The sequence below is a fragment of the Streptomyces sp. NPDC050145 genome (assembly GCF_044460245.1).
In the GTDB taxonomy this organism is placed as follows: Bacteria; Actinomycetota; Actinomycetes; order Streptomycetales; family Streptomycetaceae; genus Streptomyces.
Map to the genome: position 1 here is coordinate 443308 of NZ_JBITJS010000002.1, position 17205 is coordinate 460512.

20 protein-coding genes are annotated in these 17205 nt (G+C 70.4%); 11 read left to right on the plus strand and 9 right to left on the minus strand.

Going from position 1 to position 17205, the window contains the following annotated elements; translation table 11 throughout:
* Nucleotides 1–1200, plus strand: coding sequence for a molecular chaperone DnaJ (gene dnaJ, locus ACIBTU_RS05540; protein ID WP_399124588.1), 1200 nt, complete (start codon nucleotides 1–3; stop codon nucleotides 1198–1200).
* A 5-nt stretch (nucleotides 1201–1205) separates the two neighbouring features.
* Complete coding sequence (locus ACIBTU_RS05545) at nucleotides 1206–1655, plus strand: heat shock protein transcriptional repressor HspR (protein ID WP_399124589.1); 450 nt, start codon at nucleotides 1206–1208, stop codon at nucleotides 1653–1655.
* Between the two features lie 85 nt (nucleotides 1656–1740).
* On the opposite strand, the gene ACIBTU_RS05550 is transcribed toward ACIBTU_RS05545, so the two are convergent.
* Genes ACIBTU_RS05550 through ACIBTU_RS05560 form a run of 3 tightly spaced genes read right to left on the minus strand, consistent with a single transcriptional unit; the run spans nucleotide 1741 to nucleotide 3030 of the window.
* Nucleotides 1741–1971 (minus strand): hypothetical protein, encoded by a 231-nt coding sequence (locus ACIBTU_RS05550; RefSeq protein ID WP_399124590.1) that lies wholly within the window; start codon nucleotides 1969–1971, stop codon nucleotides 1741–1743.
* A 13-nt stretch (nucleotides 1972–1984) separates the two neighbouring features.
* Nucleotides 1985–2185 carry a DUF397 domain-containing protein gene (locus tag ACIBTU_RS05555; protein ID WP_399124591.1) on the minus strand — a complete coding sequence of 67 codons (201 nt, stop codon included), beginning with the start codon at nucleotides 2183–2185 and terminating at the stop codon, nucleotides 1985–1987.
* Nucleotides 2182–3030 carry a helix-turn-helix domain-containing protein gene (locus ACIBTU_RS05560; protein ID WP_399124593.1) on the minus strand — a complete coding sequence of 283 codons (849 nt, stop codon included), beginning with the start codon at nucleotides 3028–3030 and terminating at the stop codon, nucleotides 2182–2184. The genes ACIBTU_RS05555 and ACIBTU_RS05560 overlap by 4 nt, the downstream gene beginning before the upstream one ends.
* A gap of 193 nt (nucleotides 3031–3223) precedes the next feature.
* Between ACIBTU_RS05560 and ACIBTU_RS05565 the strand changes: the two genes are divergently transcribed.
* Nucleotides 3224–3637, plus strand: coding sequence for an ATP-binding protein (locus ACIBTU_RS05565; RefSeq protein ID WP_399124819.1), 414 nt, complete (start codon nucleotides 3224–3226; stop codon nucleotides 3635–3637).
* Here ACIBTU_RS05565 and ACIBTU_RS05570 read toward each other — a convergent pair.
* Nucleotides 3597–4190, minus strand: a complete 594-nt coding sequence (locus ACIBTU_RS05570) for a PASTA domain-containing protein (RefSeq protein WP_399124594.1) — start codon at nucleotides 4188–4190, stop codon at nucleotides 3597–3599. The genes ACIBTU_RS05565 and ACIBTU_RS05570 overlap by 41 nt on opposite strands.
* An 82-nt stretch (nucleotides 4191–4272) precedes the next feature.
* Nucleotides 4273–5043 carry a calcium-binding protein gene (locus ACIBTU_RS05575; protein WP_399124595.1) on the minus strand — a complete coding sequence of 257 codons (771 nt, stop codon included), beginning with the start codon at nucleotides 5041–5043 and terminating at the stop codon, nucleotides 4273–4275.
* A gap of 215 nt (nucleotides 5044–5258) precedes the next feature.
* On the opposite strand from ACIBTU_RS05575, the gene ACIBTU_RS05580 reads away from it, so the two are divergent.
* The 4 genes from ACIBTU_RS05580 (at nucleotide 5259) to ACIBTU_RS05595 (ending at nucleotide 9105) form a co-directional block, all read left to right on the plus strand.
* Complete coding sequence (locus ACIBTU_RS05580) at nucleotides 5259–6716, plus strand: fibronectin type III domain-containing protein (protein WP_399124596.1); 1458 nt, start codon at nucleotides 5259–5261, stop codon at nucleotides 6714–6716.
* A 41-nt stretch (nucleotides 6717–6757) separates the two neighbouring features.
* A complete protein-coding gene (locus ACIBTU_RS05585) occupies nucleotides 6758–7276 on the plus strand; it encodes a GNAT family N-acetyltransferase (RefSeq protein ID WP_399124597.1) in 519 nt (172 codons plus the stop codon).
* A 144-nt stretch (nucleotides 7277–7420) separates the two neighbouring features.
* The gene (locus ACIBTU_RS05590; RefSeq protein WP_399124598.1) at nucleotides 7421–7807 is read left to right on the plus strand and encodes a nuclear transport factor 2 family protein; all 387 of its coding nucleotides are present in this window, start codon (nucleotides 7421–7423) and stop codon (nucleotides 7805–7807) included.
* Between the two features lie 173 nt (nucleotides 7808–7980).
* On the plus strand, nucleotides 7981–9105 hold the full coding sequence (locus tag ACIBTU_RS05595; RefSeq protein WP_399124599.1) for a sugar ABC transporter substrate-binding protein: 1125 nt from the start codon (nucleotides 7981–7983) through the stop codon (nucleotides 9103–9105).
* Between the two features lie 33 nt (nucleotides 9106–9138).
* Here the strand turns inward: ACIBTU_RS05595 and ACIBTU_RS05600 are convergent, their stop codons facing one another.
* Nucleotides 9139–10116, minus strand: a complete 978-nt coding sequence (locus tag ACIBTU_RS05600; protein WP_399124601.1) for a LuxR C-terminal-related transcriptional regulator — start codon at nucleotides 10114–10116, stop codon at nucleotides 9139–9141.
* Complete coding sequence (locus ACIBTU_RS05605; RefSeq protein WP_399124602.1) at nucleotides 10113–11156, minus strand: helix-turn-helix transcriptional regulator; 1044 nt, start codon at nucleotides 11154–11156, stop codon at nucleotides 10113–10115. The genes ACIBTU_RS05600 and ACIBTU_RS05605 overlap by 4 nt, the downstream gene beginning before the upstream one ends.
* A gap of 107 nt (nucleotides 11157–11263) precedes the next feature.
* Here ACIBTU_RS05605 and ACIBTU_RS05610 point away from each other — a divergent pair, with 107 nt between their 5' ends.
* Entirely contained in the window at nucleotides 11264–11494 is a 231-nt protein-coding gene (locus ACIBTU_RS05610; RefSeq protein ID WP_399124603.1) for a hypothetical protein, read from the plus strand.
* Entirely contained in the window at nucleotides 11491–11814 is a 324-nt protein-coding gene (locus ACIBTU_RS05615; protein WP_399124604.1) for a hypothetical protein, read from the plus strand. The genes ACIBTU_RS05610 and ACIBTU_RS05615 overlap by 4 nt, the downstream gene beginning before the upstream one ends.
* 128 nt (nucleotides 11815–11942) lie before the next feature.
* Here the strand turns inward: ACIBTU_RS05615 and ACIBTU_RS05620 are convergent, their stop codons facing one another.
* Complete coding sequence (locus ACIBTU_RS05620) at nucleotides 11943–12362, minus strand: pyridoxamine 5'-phosphate oxidase family protein (RefSeq protein WP_399124605.1); 420 nt, start codon at nucleotides 12360–12362, stop codon at nucleotides 11943–11945.
* Nucleotides 12363–12495: 133 nt separating this feature from the next.
* On the opposite strand from ACIBTU_RS05620, the gene clpB reads away from it, so the two are divergent.
* Complete coding sequence (clpB, locus tag ACIBTU_RS05625; RefSeq protein WP_399124820.1) at nucleotides 12496–15108, plus strand: ATP-dependent chaperone ClpB; 2613 nt, start codon at nucleotides 12496–12498, stop codon at nucleotides 15106–15108.
* Between the two features lie 218 nt (nucleotides 15109–15326).
* Nucleotides 15327–15863, plus strand: coding sequence for a YbjN domain-containing protein (locus tag ACIBTU_RS05630; protein ID WP_399124606.1), 537 nt, complete (start codon nucleotides 15327–15329; stop codon nucleotides 15861–15863).
* An 18-nt stretch (nucleotides 15864–15881) separates the two neighbouring features.
* Here the strand turns inward: ACIBTU_RS05630 and ACIBTU_RS05635 are convergent, their stop codons facing one another.
* Nucleotides 15882–17036 (minus strand): hypothetical protein, encoded by a 1155-nt coding sequence (locus tag ACIBTU_RS05635; protein ID WP_399124821.1) that lies wholly within the window; start codon nucleotides 17034–17036, stop codon nucleotides 15882–15884.
* Nucleotides 17037–17205 lie beyond the last annotated feature (169 nt).

The window sequence follows — 17205 nt, forward strand, 5'->3', positions numbered from 1 at the left end:
ATGAGCACCAAGGACTTCATCGAGAAGGACTACTACAAGGTCCTCGGCGTCCCCAAGGACGCCACCGACGCCGAGATCAAGAAGGCGTACCGCAAGCTGGCGCGCGAGAACCACCCCGACGCCAACAAGGGCAACCCCAAGGCGGAGGAGCGCTTCAAGGAGATCTCCGAGGCGAACGACATCCTCGGCGACGCCAAGAAGCGCAAGGAGTACGACGAGGCCCGCGCACTGTTCGGGAACGGGGGCTTCCGCCCCGGTCCCGGCGGTGGCGGCGGAGGTTCGTTCAACTTCGACCTGGGCGACCTCTTCGGAGGCGGCGCCCAGGGCCAGAGCCAGGGTCAGGGCGGTTTCGGCGGCGGCATCGGCGACGTCTTCGGCGGCCTGTTCAACCGGGGCGGCGCGGGCGCGGGCACGGGTGCCCGTACCCAGCCGCGCCGGGGCCAGGACATCGAGTCCGAGGTGACGCTCAACTTCACCGAGGCGGTGGACGGCGCCACGGTGCCTCTCCGTATGTCGTCCCAGGCCCCCTGCAAGGCGTGCTCCGGCACCGGCGACAAGAACGGCACGCCGCGCGTGTGCCCGACCTGCGTCGGCACCGGGCAGGTCTCGCGGGGCGGCGGTGGCGGCTTCTCCCTCACCGACCCGTGCGTGGACTGCAAGGGGCGCGGCCTCATCGCCGAGACCCCCTGCGAGGTCTGCAAGGGCTCCGGCCGCGCCAAGTCCTCCCGCACCATGCAGGTGCGCATCCCCGCCGGGGTCTCCGACGGGCAGCGCATCCGCCTGCGCGGCAAGGGCGCGCCCGGTGAGCGCGGCGGTCCGGCCGGCGACCTGTACGTCGTCGTCCACGTCGACGCCCACCCCGTCTTCGGCCGCAAGGGCGACAACCTCACGGTGACCGTCCCGGTGACGTTCACCGAGGCGGCGCTCGGCGGCGAGGTCAAGGTGCCCACGCTCGGCGGCCCGTCCGTCACCCTGAAGCTGCCCCCGGGCACGCCGAACGGGCGGACGATGCGGGCCCGCGGCAAGGGCGCCGTCCGCAAGGACGGCACGCGCGGAGATCTCCTGGTCACGGTCGAGGTCGCGGTCCCCAGGGACGAGGACCTGACCGATGAGGCCCGTTCGGCCCTCGAGTCGTACGCCAAGGCGACCGAGGACACGGACGTGCGGGCAGAACTGTTCCAGGCGGCGAAGGGAGCCTGAGCCAGATGGACGGCCGTCGACGAAGCAACCCGTACGAACTGACCGACGAGACACCGGTGTACGTGATCTCGGTGGCGGCCCAGCTGTCCGGCCTGCACCCGCAGACCCTGCGCCAGTACGACCGCCTCGGCCTCGTCTCGCCCGACCGCACGGCCGGGCGCGGCCGCCGCTACTCGGCCCGCGACATCGACCTGCTGCGCACCGTCCAGCAGTTGTCGCAGGAAGAGGGCATCAACCTGGCCGGCATCAAGCGCATCATCGAGCTGGAGAACCAGGTGGCGGCCCTCCAGTCCCGCGTCGCGGAACTCTCCTCGGCGGTCGAAGGCGCGGCAGCGGCCATGCAGCAGCGCGAGGCAGCGGTCCACGCCTCGTACCGCCGCGACCTGGTCCCGTACCAGGAGGTCCAGCAGACCAGCGCGCTGGTGGTCTGGCGGCCGAAGCGTCCGCAGGACTGATCTGGCGTCACTTGCCATGAAAGGGCCCGGAGTTCATCTCGAACTCCGGGCCCTTTCGCGCTCAAGGCCGCAGCCTCGCATTCGCTCAGTAGTAGTCTTCTCGGCTCCGATCGCGTCCCGTAGGCGCGATGGCCTCCCTGCGAAACGCGACGAGCCGTTCGTAGCCGTCGATCATCACGCTGTACTCGACCGGCGTCGCGCTGTCGCGAGGCTCGGAGATTCCAAGAATCGCGCCGGCCCTGCCTACGAGGTCGGGCCTGTTCGGGGAATCGACTACGCGGACTTCGGCGAAGAAGTGCAGGGGGTCTTCCGTCATTCTCGACCCGTTCTCACAGACCGCCCAGGAAACCGGCCCAGGCCGTGCCGCTCACGGACAGGCGCGGGCCCTCCGCGTTCTTGGAGTCCCGTACGTGGGTTGTGCCGGGGGCGTGGGCTACCTCCACGCAGTCGGGCTCGCTGCCGCCGCTGCTGTAGGTGCTCTTGAACCAGGCAAGCTCGGTCGGGGATCCGGCGTTGGTCTCGCGGTTCATAGTTCTCCCAGCACTTGCTCGATGAAGGCCAGTGACTCCCTTGGCGAGAGAGCCTGAGCTCGGATGATCCCACACCGCAGCTCGATGCCACGGAGCTGTTTCGGGTCGGATACCGGTCGCCCGTTGTACAAGCCGTCACAACGCCCGACAGCGGTCCCGTCCCCGAATTTGAGAACCTCCATGATCCCGTCCATCCCCGCGTGATCCTCCCGGTCCGTCGGCATCACCTGGATTTCGATGGTGCGCAACTGGCTTAGCTCCAGGAGGTGTTCGAGCTGGCCGCGCAGGACGGTGCGGCCGCCGATGGGGCGGCGCAGGGTCACCTCTTCCTGGATGAAGTTGAGGGCGGGGGCCGGGTCGCGGTCGAAGATGGACTTGCGGGCCGTGCGGCCGGCCATCGCGCGTTCGATCTGTTCGGAGGACAGCGCCGGGCGGCGCATCGAAAAGAGGGCCTGCGCGTACTCGGGGGTCTGGAGCAGGCCGTGCGGGCTGTGGTTCCAGTACGAGGTCAGCTCGACGGCCTTCGCCTCCAGCGCCGCGATGTCCCGTACCTTCTTCGGGTACCGGACCTCGGCGACGTCGGGCTTCATCGCCTTGAGCAGGCCGTTGGCGCGGAGTACGTCATCGGCCTTGTCCAGGAATTCAGGGCGTGGGATCCGCGTACCGGTCTCCACTTTGTAGACGATGCCCTCGCCGTACCCGAGTGCCGCGCCCAGCTCGGACACCCTGAGGCCGGCGGCCTCGCGCAGCGCCCTCAACTGATGTCCCACCAGAGCGATCACCGCCGCTCCCTGTACGTCACCGGGCTCGATCTCCCAGCCGTCACCGTCCGTCGCACCGGTCATCCGCGCGTACCTCCCGCCCGTTCGGCTCCCCGCCCACGTTCCGTGAACCGCCCTACCCGCCAAGGGTCTTGGACAGCCTGTACAGCTCTGGACAAACGCTGGACAGTGACCGTACGTGACGGGCGAGTCGCGGATCAGGGTATGCGGGGGCGGCCACGCTGAGTGACGTGAACCGAGAAACTTCAGCGTCCAGCTGTCCCCGACCTCGCGCGCGGCCCGCCTCGCCCGCCTCCTCGCCACCGAACAACTCCGCACCTGGGGCCTCGCCCACGTCCTGGACGACGCGGCGCACGTCGTCGCCGAACTCACCGCGAACGCCGTCACCCACGGCCGCCTCCCCGCCCGCGATTTCGTCCTCAGGGTGTACGTGACCGAGGGCGTCCTGCGCATCGAGGTCACCGACACCCGCGCCGACCGTCTCCCTCAACTCCGCTCAGCGGAAGGTGAATCGGGGCGCGGGCTCGTCCTCGTCGAGGCACTCGCCGAACGGTGGGGTGTCACCCAGGGGCCATTTCCCCGTAAGACCGTCTGGGCCGAGTTGCGGATTGCGGCCGTCGGGCGGGGAATCAGCGCTTCGGGCAATTCCCCATCGCGACGTAGAGCTTGACGTTCTCCGACGGGTCGAAGGGGGCACCGGGCTTCGGGGACTGCTTGCAGACCTCTCCGTCGACGCGGGGCATGTCTGCCTGCTCGACCACGCCCTCGCTTCCGTAGAGCACATCGATGGAGAGGCTGTCGTAGCCCTTCTCCAGGAGGGACTGGTAGGCGTTCTCGAATTTCTTCCCGGTCACGCGGGGTGTTCGTATCTCGGGGATGTGCGCATCCCAGTGGTCCGGGCACTTCTCCCCGTACGGGACAGCTCCGAGGTCCACCGTCTTCGGCTGGCCCCCCTTGCTCTCCAGACAGAACCGCCAGAGGTCGACGTGCCGCATGTCGACCGTCCGCCCGGCGTCGGTCGCGTCCCGGACCGAGTATCCGAACCCCTTCTCGACCTCCGTCCCGATCTTCGCCGAAAGGCTGTCCGGGCGAAGACGAGCCGGAGTCGAAGCGCTGGGCTCTGCCGAAGAGGGACCGTCCGACAGCGGGCTGGAGCAACCCGCACTCAGGGCGACCATCGCGGTCGCCAGCGCTATGCCACTGCCGAGGGTGCCGAGTCTCAACGGTCCGATCTCCTTCTGCTCGAGGGTGCCGGGGCACGAAATCCCGGTCGCCGGGGCCGGGGACGGTCGAATCCCGGCACCGTTACTTCAGCGCCACGCTGTCCCCCGTGGCCGTCACCGGGCTCGTCGTGCCGGAGCCCGCGAACTTCCAGCGCCACGTGCCGGACGCGTTCGCCGTGATCGTCGTCTTCAGCTTGCCCGCGCTGTCCGTGGTGGCGGACTTGAGGGTGGTGTAGGTCGAGGTGCCGGACTTCTTGAACTGGAGGGCGACGGACTTGCCGGCGAAGCCCCAGTAGGCGTTGGAGTCCCAGCTGGCGCGGGTCAGGGTGCCGGTCACCGTCAGGGTGCGGCCCTTGACGACCGGCTCGGGGGTGGCCTGCGTGGCGGTCAGCTTCGCGTACCGCTTGATCTTGACCGTCCTGCTGGTGTCCAGGGTGTAGAAGTCCTGGTCGGTGGCGGCCGCCTCGGCATCCAGGTGCCAGGTGCCCGCGTCGGCGTTGCGCAGGTCCGCGTAGTCGTCGGAGGCGTTCGCGTCGAAGGAGTACTTCCAGGCGCACTTCATCGTCGTGGACGTGGGGCGGGTGCAGGACGCGGAGTAGGGGAACGCGATGCGGCCCGCGGGGCTGACCAGCTTGCCGCCGTAGATGCCCTTGATCCCGGAGCCGTCCTTGGCGGTCGCCGTGACCGTCAGGTACTGGGTCGCGCTGACGCCGACGTTCACGGTCGACTTGCTGAACGTGACCGAGGTGAACGTCGTGTCGCCCTTGTGGGTGTCCGCCTGAGCGGTGGGCGTGAGGAACGGGAGCAGCACGAGGGCGCCGCCCGCGACGGTGGCGGCCGTACGGATTCGCATGGTTCTCCAGGCAGGACAGGGATGACAGGCATGACAGGCATGTCGGTCCGGATCTTCGTCCGGGTGTGGAGAAGACACATGGAGGGTTCGCTTGGTTGTACGGCGGGTGTACGGGCTTCGTACAACCTTCCGGCCAGGTCAGGGGTCATGAAGCCGATACGCCGCTCCCCACCCTTTTTTCTTCATGCCTCGTCCGAGAGGCCGAGAGGATCCCGTTGCACAAGAAGAGAACCGGCGCCGTCGCTGTCGCGGGGGCGCTGTCCGTCGCCGCGGTCGGCGGGCTGCTGGCCGTCGCGCCGCAGGCGGCCGCCGCCACCACCTGCTCCACCAACGTCTACCAGCGGTCCTTCTACAAGAACACGACGTTCTCCGGCACCCCGGTGAAGACCGACTGCGACAGCGCCATCAGCCAGAACTGGGGCACGGGCTCGCCGGCGACCGGCGTGCCCACGAACAACTTCGGCGTGCGGTGGAGCGTGACGCGGGACTTCGGTTCCGGCGGTCCGTTCACGTTCAACGTGTCCGCCACCGACGGGGTGCGGGTGTACCTCGACGGCGTCCGCAAGATCGACCTCTGGCAGGGCACCGGCGACACCGCCCGCTCCAAGAGCCTCAACCTCACCGTGCCGTCGGGCAAGCACACCCTGCGCGTCGACTACGTGAACTGGACCGGCGCCGCCAAGGTCGCCTACACGTACGCGCCCCGCACCTCGGCCACGTACGACTCGGTGAAGCCGCTCGCGCCGACCGGTGTGAAGACGGCGTACGACACCACCACGCGCCGCACGACCGTCTCCTGGGCCGCCAACAAGGAGATGGACCTCGCCGGGTACAGCCTGTACCGGAGGGAGGCCCGGGAGGGCAGCTCGTGGACGAAGGTCGCGTCGACGACCACCGGCCGCAGTTACACCGACCCGCTGGTCAACCCCGACGACCGGACGCCGTACTACTACGAGGTCCGCGCCAAGGACAAGGCGGGCAACACCTCGTCCGGCTCGGCCGACACCATCGTGCGGCCGGTCCCGACGGCGACCGGGATGACCGGAGCGTACGACCCCACGACCCGCCGGGTCAGCCTGAAGTGGACGCAGAACACCGAGGCGCACTTCGACCACTACACCGTCATGTCGAACGAGATGATCGACGGGCGCGGCACGTGGGTGGCCATCGGCACCACCAAGGGCAACACCTGGACGACCGACCCGGTCGTCGCCGACGGTGAGGCCAACCAGTACAAGGTGATCGTCACGAACGACGGCGGCACCACCGAGTACGTGGGCAACGGCTCGCTCAACGCGTACGCCGAGAACGAGGTCTGGCTCAACATCCCGGACCAGATCGGCCCGTACTACGCGCCCGACCTGGCCCTGGACCGCTGCGACGCCGGCGTGTGGGTCGCCGCGTCCGACTCGACCCCCGCCCCGATCCGCGACTTCGCGGGCTTCCAGGTCGAGCGCCGCCTCGCGGGCACCGAGGCCTGGACCGTCGTCCTGCACAAGGGCTACGACCCGCGCCAGACGACGGCCACCGCCTCGGTCTGCGACCCGCTGCCCGTGGACGGAAGCGTCTACGAGTACCGGGCATTCACGTACGACTCCGCCGGGAACCTGTCGCCGGCGACGGACATCCAGAAGATCCGCGTCGACGACATCTCGTATCCCACCGGCGGCTGACCGGCACGCGGCACGGTCATGGGCCCGCCCATACTGGGCCCATGACCGAGATCCGTACCCCTCGCCTCCTCCTGCGCCGCTGGCTGCCCGACGAGGACCTCGCCCCGCTCGCCGAGATCCAGGCCGACGCGGCGGTGATGCGCTACGTCGGTGACGGCGCGCCGCGCTCCCTCGACGACACCGCCGAGGACATCGAGCGCTGGGAGGAGGAGTGGGACGACGAGGGCTTCGGGATCTTCGCCGTCGAGCTGCTCGGATCGGGCGAGCTCGCCGGCGCCGTCGGCCTCTACGTGCCGGACGCCCCGGCGCCGGTCGCCGGGCACATCGGCATCCAGTGGCGGCTGGCCCGGCAGTTCTGGGGGCAGGGGTACGCCTCGGAGGCCGCCCAGGCGACGCTGGAGTTCGCCCTCCAGGACCGGGGCATCGACCGGGTCGTCGCGGCCACCGCGGAGGGCGACACGTCCTCCGCGAAGGTGCTGGACAAGCTCGGCATGGAGTTCACCGGCGAGGCCGACCGCATGCGGCTGTACGCGATCGACCTGACCGAGTACGAGGGCTGACCGGGTACGAGGGTCGGCCCGCATTACCTGGCACGTAATCGACCCCCGGTCCACGCCCCGGCACTCTGAAGTCACCGGAACCCGGGCGGCGCACTCCGCTCGGGCTCCGGCCCCGACATCCGAGATGCGCAGGAGGCGAACGTCATGACCGCACAGAGCCGTACCTTCCACGAGGCCGCCGCCGACCGGTACTTCGAGGCGTGGAACGCCCGCGGCGCCGAGGCCCGCGCCAAGGCCGTCGCCGCCGCCTGGACCGAGGACGGCAGCTACACCGACCCGCTCGCGGACGTCGCCGGGCACGAGGGCGTCGCCGCGGTCATCGGGGCCGCGCACGAGCAGTTCCCCGGCTTCTTCTTCCGCCCGCTCGGGGCGGTCGACGGGCACCACGGCATCGCCCGCTTCGGCTGGGAGCTCGTCTCCGAGGCCGACGGGTCCGCTCCGGTCGCCGGCTTCGACGTGGTGGTGCTCGACGAGGACGGCCGCATCCGCTCGGTCCACGGCTTCCTCGACCGGGTCCCGGCCGGCGTCTGAATCCCGCCCGTACCCGCAGGTCCCGCGCGCCTTCATATGTCTTCATAAAAGGAAGCTAAGGACCCGGTTTCGTTGCAGTGTGGCTTCACCTCTTGACGCTGGGTGGGCGGCCGAGTTGGCTTTCGAGCCACCTCGGTCGCACCGCTGCGGCCATGTCAGGGAGGTATCCGCACATGAACACGCGCATACGATGCGTCACGACGACCGGCGTCGTATCCGTCCTCTTGGTCTCGCTCTCGGCCTGTGGTGGTCTGCTGCCCGGTGGGGACGGTGGCAGCAGCGAGCCCACGCACAAGGGAAACGATGTCAAGATCGGTCTGCTCCTGCCGGAGAAGGAGACGACCCGCTACGAGAAGTTCGATCACCCGGGGATCGAGGCCAAGGTCGCCGAACTCACCGAGGGCCAGGGCGAGCTGGTCTACGCGAACGCCGAGCAGGACGCGCAGGAGCAGAGCCGCCAGCTGCAGCGCATGATCGACGCCAAGGTCGACGCGCTGATCGTCGACCCGGTCGACGCCGAGGCGATCGCCCCGTCCGTCCAGAAGGCGAAGGACGCGGGGATCCCCGTCATCGCCTACGACCGGCTCGCGCAGGGCCCGGTCGCCGCGTACGTCGGCTTCGACAACGAGCTGGTCGGCCAGACCCAGGGCAAGGAACTCCTCCTCGCGCTCGGCGAGAACGCGGGCAGGCGCAGCCAGGTCGTCATGATCAACGGCGCGCCGTCGGACCCGAACGCGGCCCAGTTCAAGGAGGCCGCGCGCGCCGAGCTGGCGAACACGGTCACCGTCGCGAAGTCCTACGACACCGCCGACTGGAAGGCGCAGAACGCCAAGGCGGAGATGAAGCAGGCCATCGCCTCGATCGGCGCGAGCCGCATCGCGGGCGTGTACTCGGCGAACGACGGCATGGCCGCGGGGGTCGTCGAGGCGCTGCGCGAGGCCGGCGTGACGAAGATGCCGCCCATCACCGGGCAGGACGCGGAGCTCGCGGCGGTGCAGCGGATCCTCACCGGCGACCAGTACATGAGCGTCTACAAGCCGTACGCCAAGGAGGCCGCGACGGCCGCCGAGATGGCGGTGCGGATCGCTCAGGGCCGCACGATCGAGTTCGAGGCGCTCGCGGCGGACCGTACGAACAGTCCGACGACGAAGCAGATCCGCACGGCGAGCGTGAGTGTCGTGGCGCTGAAGCGGGACAACATCAAGTCCACGGTGATCAAGGACAAGTTCTTCAAGGTGTCCGAGATCTGCACGGGGAAGTACGCGGCGGCCTGCGCGGAGGCGGGGCTGACCAAGTAGTCCGGGCCGGGGGAGGGAGCCGGGCGCCGCGTCTCACTCGGCGTTGTGCAGGATCCCCGACTCGGCGATCCGGTAGCCGAGCTGGGCGCGGCTCTCGCTGCCCAGCGCGGCCGCCAGTTTGGCGATGTGGAGCCGGACCGTGCGGATGTTGACGCCGAGCCGCTCGGCGATGACGGCGTCCGTGTGCCCTTCGATGAGCAGCGCGGCGATGGTCCGCTGGCGGTTCGTCGGGTCGCTGTGCGGGGCGGGGCCCGGGGTGGTCGCGGGGTGCATGGGCGTGGCCAGGCGCCACAGCCGCTCGAAGGTGGTGACCAGGTAGGAGATCAGGGCCGGGTGGCGGATCTCCAGGGCGACGGTCCGGTCGGTGCTGGCGGGGATGAACGCGACGGAGCGGTCCAGGAGGACGAGGCGCTCGGTGACCTCGTCGAGGGTGCGGACCTCCACGCGGCCGTCGAGCTGCTCGTAGTGGGCGCGTACGGCCGGTGAGTGGCGTGAGGCGTGCTGGTAGAGGGTCCGCATGTGGCAGCCGCGGGTGAGCAGTTCCTGCTCACGGGGGAGGACCTGGGCCAGCTGGTCGGGTGGCCGGAAGCCGCCGGGCTGGATGGTGAGCAGTTCCTGTGAGGCGCCGCGCATGGCTTCGGCGATGGCCGCGTTGATCCGCTGGAAGCCCATGTGGATGGAGATCATCGGGGAGTCGGGGACGGCGGCGCGGCGGGCGTCCAGCTCCATGAGCGGGGCGAAGGCGGCGGCGAGCCGGGCCTCGCGGTCGCGGCGCTGCGCTATCTCGTCCTCGATGCTGTTCAGGAGGGCGGGCAGGGCGACGGCGGGGGCCACGGGGCGCAGCCAGTCGGCGTCGCCGGGGTCGGGCCGCAGGAGTCCGAGTTCGGCGAGGCAGGGCGCGGCGGCCGCGTCGGACCTGCGCAGCCGGCCCCAGTGCAGCGCGTGCGCGTAGAGCCGCGAGCCTTCCTCGCAGAACTCCTCGGCTCCGTGCGGGTGGGGCTTGGCGGTCACGCGTCGCTCTCTCTGCTCGGGTCCGGTTCGTGGTCCAGGATCCCCGACCGGGCGATCAGGAAGCCGAGCTGGGCCCGGCTCCCGCTGCCGAGAGCGGCCGCGATCTTCGCGATGTGGGCGCGGCAGGTGCGGACGTTCATCCCGAGGCGGCGGGCGATGGCCTCGTCGACATGGCCCTCGATCAGCAGTTTGGCGATGGAGCGCTGGACGCCGGTGATGCCGTCGGTGGCCGGCGGGTACGGCGGCTCGTCGAGGAGGGGGGTGGCGCGGCGCCAGAGGTCCTCGAAGACCTTGGTGAGGTACTCGACGAGTCCGGGGTGGCGCAGTTCGAGGGCGACCTGGCGGTCCTCGCCGACCGGGATCAGCGCGACGGTGCGGTCGAAGATCATCAGGCGGTCGATGAGTTCCTCGAGCGTGCGTATCTGTACGTTCTTGCGGTTGATCCGGGCCGCGTAGGCGAGCGTGCCCTGGCTGTGGCGCACGGTGTGCTGGTAGATGGTCCGCATGGCGACGCCGCGGTCCAGGACGGTCTGGCCGCGCTTGAGGGCCACGTTCAGGGTGTTCTCGCTGCGGCCGCCGCCTGGCTGCACGGTGAGCACCTCGAACTTGCACTCCGAGGTGAGCTGTTCGATGCCCGCGTTGATCCGGGCGTCACCCTCCAGGACCGTGATGGCGTGAGTGGCCGGTTCTGCTCGTGCGGTGATGGCCATGAACGGCTCGAAGAGTTCTGTCAGGGCCACGGCGGTCTTGCGCCGCTCCTGTATCTCGCGCTCCAGCGGTGTCAGCCACTGGGCCAGTGCGGCGTTGGGCGGAACCGGGAGGAGCCGGCTCGCGTCGTCCGGATCCGGGTGCAGCAGGGCGGAGGCGAGCAGGCACGGCGCGTCCTCGGCGGTCGCGCGCGCGAGGCGTCCCTCGGCCAGGGCGAGGGCGTAGAGCCGCGCCCCCTCGTCGCAGAGCGGGGTCGAGGGATGCGGATGTGTCGGTTTCGTACCTATTGAGAACAATCTCCACCCCCCAGGGTCCTGAACGTGCAGGAACATGATGCATCGACCCTGTGGCTTTGACGTGCCGGATTGAGACATCGTCTTGGTACAGCCGGGGGAGAGGAACCGACCAAGTGAGGACGAAGCCGACTATGTTGAAGCGCATGCTTCGCTCGGTGGTGATCGCCGCCTTTTCCGCCGGGCTGGCCGCCAGTGTCGCGAGCGGTCTCGATCTCGGGTGGAACGCGAGCCCGGCGAGCACCGTGGCGGCGACCCCGCCGGATCTTGGCTGGAACAGCAGCCCCACGACGACCGAAGGCTCCTCCGTGGCCCCTCCGGACCTCGGATGGAACGTCGCCCCCCAGGACCTCGGCTGGAACGGTCCGGGCGCGTGATCACGCCACCTGACGACAAATCCCTGCGCCGCGAGATGGCGATCGCCTACCGGTCCGGTTGGCACACGGTCGATCTCGTGACGGCGATCCCGAATCCGGGTGACTCGCTCATGGTCACCCTGTTCGGGGAGCCGATCGTCGTGGCGCGGGACGATGACGACGACATCCGGGCCTATCGGTGTCTGCGTCGTCCGCGCGGAGCCCCCCAGCCGGTGCGGACCGTCGTCCGGTACGGAATGATCTTCGTCAACCTCGACCAGCGGGACCACCAGCTGGTCGGCGAGGCGACCGGAACCACAGCCACCCCCCGCAGTGCCTGACGCGATTCCCCCGTCGTTGTAGATCGCGCAGGTGCTTCCCCCCGCAGCGGCGTCACCGTGGAACCTGAACCACGGTGGCGCCGCTGCAGTTTTCGTACCCGGACCGCCGCGGCACGCCACGGCGCCGCTCAGTCGTCGAAGACGCCGTTGCCCGTCGCGCGGGTCACCGCGATCTCGATCACGATCCGTTCCGGATTGGGCCGGGGCGTGCGCGTGTACCGCTCCGCGTACCGCCGCTCCGCGTCCGCGACGCTCTCCCGGTCCGCGCGCACCGTGGCCGTCCCCTCGAGCGTCGCCCAGCGCCGGCCGTCCACCTGGCAGACCGCCACCCGGGCCGTGCCCGCCGCCGCCAGTACGTGAGCCGCCTTGCGCGTGCCCCTGCCCGTGATCACCCGGGCCACCCGGTGCTCGGCGTCGTAGGTCACGCCGACCGGGACGACGTGCGGGGTGCCGTCCGCGCGCAGGGTCGTGAGGGTGCACAGGTGCCGTTCCCGCCAGAAGTCCAGGAAGGCCTGCGCCGGATCGTCCAGGTCGATGCGCTTCGCCATGCCCCGGAACCTATCCCGGGGCACCCCCGTGCTTTACCTTGAGCGGAATAGACTCAACTTTGTGTACGCTGAATAAGTCAGAGTTGTCGTAGGTGGGCCCCGGACGGGGTCGGACGTGGAGGAGAACGAGTACGTGGACGCCGAGCTGACGAACCGGAGCCGTGACGCGATCAACGCGGCCACCAGCCGGGCCGTGTCCGGGGGACACCCGGATCTGACCCCGGCGCATCTGCTGCTTGCCCTGCTGGAGGGGCAGGACAACGAGAACATCGTCGATCTGCTGGCCGCCGTCGAGGCCGACCAGGCCGCCGTGCGGGCCGGCGCCGAGCGCGTGCTCGCGGGCCTGCCCAGCGTGACCGGCTCGACGGTCGCGCCCCCGCAGCCCAACCGCGAGCTGCTCGCGGTCATCGCCGACGCGGCGGAGCGGGCCCAGGAGCTGGGCGACGAGTTCCTCTCCACCGAACATCTGCTGATCGGGACCGCCGCGAAGGGCGGCGCGACCGGTGACGTACTGATCCAGAACGGGGCCGGTGCGAAGGCGCTGGCCGAGGCGTTCGCTAAGAGCAGGGGAGGACGCCGGGTGACGACACCCGACCCGGAGGGCTCGTACAAGGCCCTGGAGAAGTTCGGCACCGACTTCACCGCCGCCGCGCGAGAGGGCCGGCTCGACCCGGTCATCGGCCGCGACCAGGAGATCCGCCGCGTGGTGCAGGTGCTCTCGCGCCGTACGAAGAACAACCCGGTGCTCATCGGCGAGCCCGGCGTCGGCAAGACCGCCGTCGTCGAGGGCCTCGCCCAGCGCATCGTGAAGGGCGACGTCCCGGAGTCCCTCAAGAACAAGCGGCTCGTCTCGCTGGACCTCGGCGCGATGGTCGCCGGAGCCAAGTACCGCGGCGAGTTCGAGGAGCGGCTCAAGACCGTCCTCTCCGAGATCAAGGAGAGCGACGGCCAGATCATCACGTTCATCGACGAGCTGCACACCGTCGTCGGCGCGGGCGCCGGCGGCGACTCCGCCATGGACGCGGGGAACATGCTGAAGCCCATGCTCGCCCGCGGCGAGCTGCGCATGGTCGGCGCGACCACCCTCGACGAGTACCGCGAGCGCATCGAGAAGGACCCCGCCCTGGAGCGCCGCTTCCAGCAGGTCCTGGTCGCCGAGCCGTCCGTCGAGGACTCCATCGCGATCCTGCGCGGACTCAAGGGACGCTACGAGGCGCACCACAAGGTGCAGATCGCCGACAGCGCCCTCGTCGCCGCCGCGACCCTCTCCGACCGGTACATCACCTCCCGCTTCCTGCCCGACAAGGCCATCGACCTCGTCGACGAGGCCGCGTCCCGGCTCCGGATGGAGATCGACTCCTCGCCCGTCGAGATCGACGAGCTGCAGCGCTCCGTCGACCGGCTGCGCATGGAGGAGCTCGCGCTCAGCAAGGAGACCGACCCGGCCAGCAAGCAGCGCCTCGACAAGCTGCGCCGCGACCTCGCCGACAAGGAGGAGGAGCTGCGCGGCCTCACCGCCCGCTGGGAGAAGGAGAAGCAGTCCCTCAACCGCGTCGGTGAGCTGAAGGAGAAGCTCGACGAGCTGCGCGGCCAGGCCGAGCGCGCCCAGCGCGACGGCGACTTCGACACGGCCAGCAAGCTGCTCTACGGAGAGATCCCGACCCTGGAGCGCGACCTGGAGGCCGCGTCCGAGGCCGAGGAGGAGGCCTCCAAGGCCGACTCCACCCGCGACCTCATGGTGAAGGAGGAGGTCGGGCCGGACGACATCGCGGACGTCGTCGGATCCTGGACCGGCATCCCCGCCGGGCGCCTCCTGGAGGGCGAGACGCAGAAGCTGCTCCGCATGGAGGACGAGCTCGGCAAGCGGCTCATCGGGCAGAGCGAGGCCGTACGGGCCGTGTCGGACGCGGTCCGGCGCACCCGCGCGGGCATCGCCGACCCGGACCGGCCCACCGGCTCCTTCCTCTTCCTCGGCCCCACCGGCGTCGGCAAGACCGAGCTGGCCAAGGCGCTCGCGGACTTCCTCTTCGACGACGAGCGGGCGATGGTCCGCATCGACATGAGCGAGTACGGCGAGAAGCACTCCGTGGCACGGCTCGTCGGAGCGCCCCCCGGTTACGTCGGCTACGAGGAGGGCGGCCAGCTCACCGAGGCGGTGCGGCGGCGCCCGTACAGCGTGGTGCTGCTCGACGAGGTCGAGAAGGCGCACCCCGAGGTCTTCGACGTGCTGCTCCAGGTGCTCGACGACGGGCGGCTCACCGACGGGCAGGGCCGCACGGTCGACTTCCGCAACACGATCCTGATCCTCACGTCCAACCTGGGCAGTCAGTACCTCGTCGAGCCGCTGACCTCCGCCGAGGAGAAGAAGCGGCAGGTCCTGGACGTCGTCCGGGCCTCCTTCAAGCCGGAATTCCTGAACCGGCTCGACGACCTGGTCGTCTTCTCCGCGCTGGAGAAGGACGAGCTGCGGCGCATCGCCGGGCTGCAGATCGACCGGCTCGCCAAGCGGCTCGCCGAGCGGCAGCTCACGCTCGAGGTCTCCGACGCCGCGCTGGACTGGCTGGCGCAGGAGGGCAACGACCCGGCCTACGGGGCGCGGCCGCTGCGGCGTCTCGTCCAGACGTCGATCGGTGACCGGCTCGCCCGGGAGATTCTGTCCGGGGAGGTCACGGACGGGGACACGGTGCGGGTTGATGCCTTCGGCGACGGGTTGATCGTGGGGCCCGCGACGGGGAAGTCGCTGTAGGAGCCGGGTGTGCGCCTGCCGGGTCGCGGTCGTTTTCCGGCCGCGGCCCGGTGGGGCTTCTCGCGCAGTTCCCCGCGCCCCTGAAATGCAGACCCTTCGGGTCGCATTTCCCCGTCTCGCAGCTGGGAGCGAACAGGACACGGTCGGCGGCAGGCCGGGCTTGCCCCGAGGGGGTCCCTCTGAGAGAGGATGAGTTGTATCCATACGAAGGGACAGACATGAGCATCGACCCGTCCTCGATTCCGAACTTCGGGGCGCAGCCCGATCCCCAGGGGGCGGGACCGTCGGGCCCCGTCATCCCCGACCAGGACCTGGTCAAGCAGCTGCTCGACCAGATGGAGCTCAAGTACGTCCTCGACGAAGAGGGTGACCTCGCCGCGCCGTGGGAGGAGTTCCGCACCTACTTCATGTTCCGCGGCGAGGACGACCAGCAGGTCTTCTCGGTGCGGACGTTCTACGACCGCCCGCACAGCATCGAGTCCAAGCCGCAGCTCCTGGAGTCCATCGACGACTGGAACCGCCGGACGCTGTGGCCGAAGGTCTACAGCCACACCCACGACGACGGCCAGGTCCGCCTCATCGGCGAGGCCCAGATGCTGATCGGCACCGGTGTCTCCCTGGAGCACTTCGTGTCGTCGACCGTCAGCTGGGTCCGCGCCGCGATCGAGTTCGACCGCTGGCTCGTGGAGCAGCTCGGCCTGGAGGCCGAGGTCGACTCGGCCGAGGACGAGAAGCCCGAGGACGACTCGGAGTAGTACCGAGGCAGGACCCGGCTACAGCGGGGTGTGCGCGTAGACGACGAGATACGCCCCGTACGCCGTCGAGAACCCGGCCAGTGCGCCAAGGACCGTGAGGGCCTGCGCGGGCCGGGTTCTCCATGTCCGGGCCAGGGCGGCCGCGACCGGCAGCAGCAGCGGGAACGCGGGCAGCAGGAAGCGCGGCTTGGACTCGAAGAAGCCGGATCCGCCGACCGCGACGAGCAGCAGGACCCCGCTGTAGACGAGCAGCGGGAGCGGGGCGCGGTCCAGCAGCAGGAGCACGTAGAGCAGGACGGCGGCCGCGACGAGCAGCAGGGTCAGCGTCCTGGGGACGGCGAACCGGTCCCCGTGCAGCAGCAGCCCCTTCACCGTGCGGGCCGCGCCCGCCCCGAGGTCGAAGGTCGAGCCCCAGCGCCGCTGCACGGTGAAGTAGCCGCCGAGCGGATCACCGGTGCGCACCCCGACCCACAGCACGTACGCGGCCCAGCCCGCCGGCGCGAGCAGCGCGCCCGTCCACAGCCCGGGGGTGACGCGCCCGCGCCGGCGGACCGCTTCGAGCAGGGCCGCGGCGAGGACGGCGGCGGCGACCGCGCAGCCGTTGGGCCGGGCCAGCCCGGCGAGGGCGGCGAGGGAGCCGGCCCACAGCCAGTTCCGGTTCAGGGTCGCGTACAGCGCCCAGGCGGCCAGCGCGGTCAGCACCGGTTCCGTGTAGCCGAGGGAGAGCACGACCGCGTGCGGCAGCAGGCCCCAGACGACGACCAGGAGCGTCGCGGTGGCCGGGCCGTACAGGTGGGCGGCGACGCGGTGGATGCCGAGGGCGGCGGCGAGCGCGGCGGCCCAGGCGAGGAGCAGTCCGCAGGCGCCGCCGGACAGGAACGGCAGCAGGGTGCGCAGGGCGCGGATCAGCGCGGGGTAGAGCGGGAAGAACGCGAGGTCGCTCTGGACGATGTCGGGTCCGAAGCGCAGGGTGCGGGCGCCGTAGCCGTGCGCGGCGATCCCCAGGTACCAGAGGGAGTCCCAGGTGCGGCCGAGCACGCCGAGCGGCCGCTGCCCGCCGAGCCAGGCCGCGAGCGCGACGGCCGTGGCTCCGGTGAGCCGGGCCGCGGCGAACAGGCCGAGCGCGGTCAGGGCGGGGGAGGGGCGCCGCGGGGGACGGATGCGGCGCGACACGGGGACGGGCGCCCGGTCCCGCTCCCCGGCCACCGGCGCGCACTGCTGCTGAGTCACACCACCGCACCCTGAGCGGCGCCGGGGCCCCGCGCCACCCGAACGCCTCCGCCCGGACCCAGCTCGGCCCGGATCGGGTGGGCCGCGCGGGTGACGCGGCGCGGCGGCGTGA

What these genes read in the sequence shown, in the direction of transcription:
- dnaJ (WP_399124588.1), top strand. Translation starts at nt 1, where the DNA reads ATGAGCACCAAGGACTTCATCGAGAAGGACTACTACAAGGTCCTCGGC.
- ACIBTU_RS05545 (WP_399124589.1), top strand. Translation starts at nt 1,206, where the DNA reads ATGGACGGCCGTCGACGAAGCAACCCGTACGAACTGACCGACGAGACA.
- ACIBTU_RS05550 (WP_399124590.1), bottom strand. Translation starts at nt 1,971, where the DNA reads ATGACGGAAGACCCCCTGCACTTCTTCGCCGAAGTCCGCGTAGTCGAT.
- ACIBTU_RS05555 (WP_399124591.1), bottom strand. Translation starts at nt 2,185, where the DNA reads ATGAACCGCGAGACCAACGCCGGATCCCCGACCGAGCTTGCCTGGTTC.
- ACIBTU_RS05560 (WP_399124593.1), bottom strand. Translation starts at nt 3,030, where the DNA reads ATGACCGGTGCGACGGACGGTGACGGCTGGGAGATCGAGCCCGGTGAC.
- ACIBTU_RS05575 (WP_399124595.1), bottom strand. Translation starts at nt 5,043, where the DNA reads ATGCGAATCCGTACGGCCGCCACCGTCGCGGGCGGCGCCCTCGTGCTG.
- ACIBTU_RS05585 (WP_399124597.1), top strand. Translation starts at nt 6,758, where the DNA reads ATGACCGAGATCCGTACCCCTCGCCTCCTCCTGCGCCGCTGGCTGCCC.
- ACIBTU_RS05590 (WP_399124598.1), top strand. Translation starts at nt 7,421, where the DNA reads ATGACCGCACAGAGCCGTACCTTCCACGAGGCCGCCGCCGACCGGTAC.
- ACIBTU_RS05595 (WP_399124599.1), top strand. Translation starts at nt 7,981, where the DNA reads ATGAACACGCGCATACGATGCGTCACGACGACCGGCGTCGTATCCGTC.
- ACIBTU_RS05605 (WP_399124602.1), bottom strand. Translation starts at nt 11,156, where the DNA reads ATGTTCCTGCACGTTCAGGACCCTGGGGGGTGGAGATTGTTCTCAATA.
- ACIBTU_RS05610 (WP_399124603.1), top strand. Translation starts at nt 11,264, where the DNA reads ATGCTTCGCTCGGTGGTGATCGCCGCCTTTTCCGCCGGGCTGGCCGCC.
- ACIBTU_RS05620 (WP_399124605.1), bottom strand. Translation starts at nt 12,362, where the DNA reads ATGGCGAAGCGCATCGACCTGGACGATCCGGCGCAGGCCTTCCTGGAC.
- ACIBTU_RS05630 (WP_399124606.1), top strand. Translation starts at nt 15,327, where the DNA reads ATGAGCATCGACCCGTCCTCGATTCCGAACTTCGGGGCGCAGCCCGAT.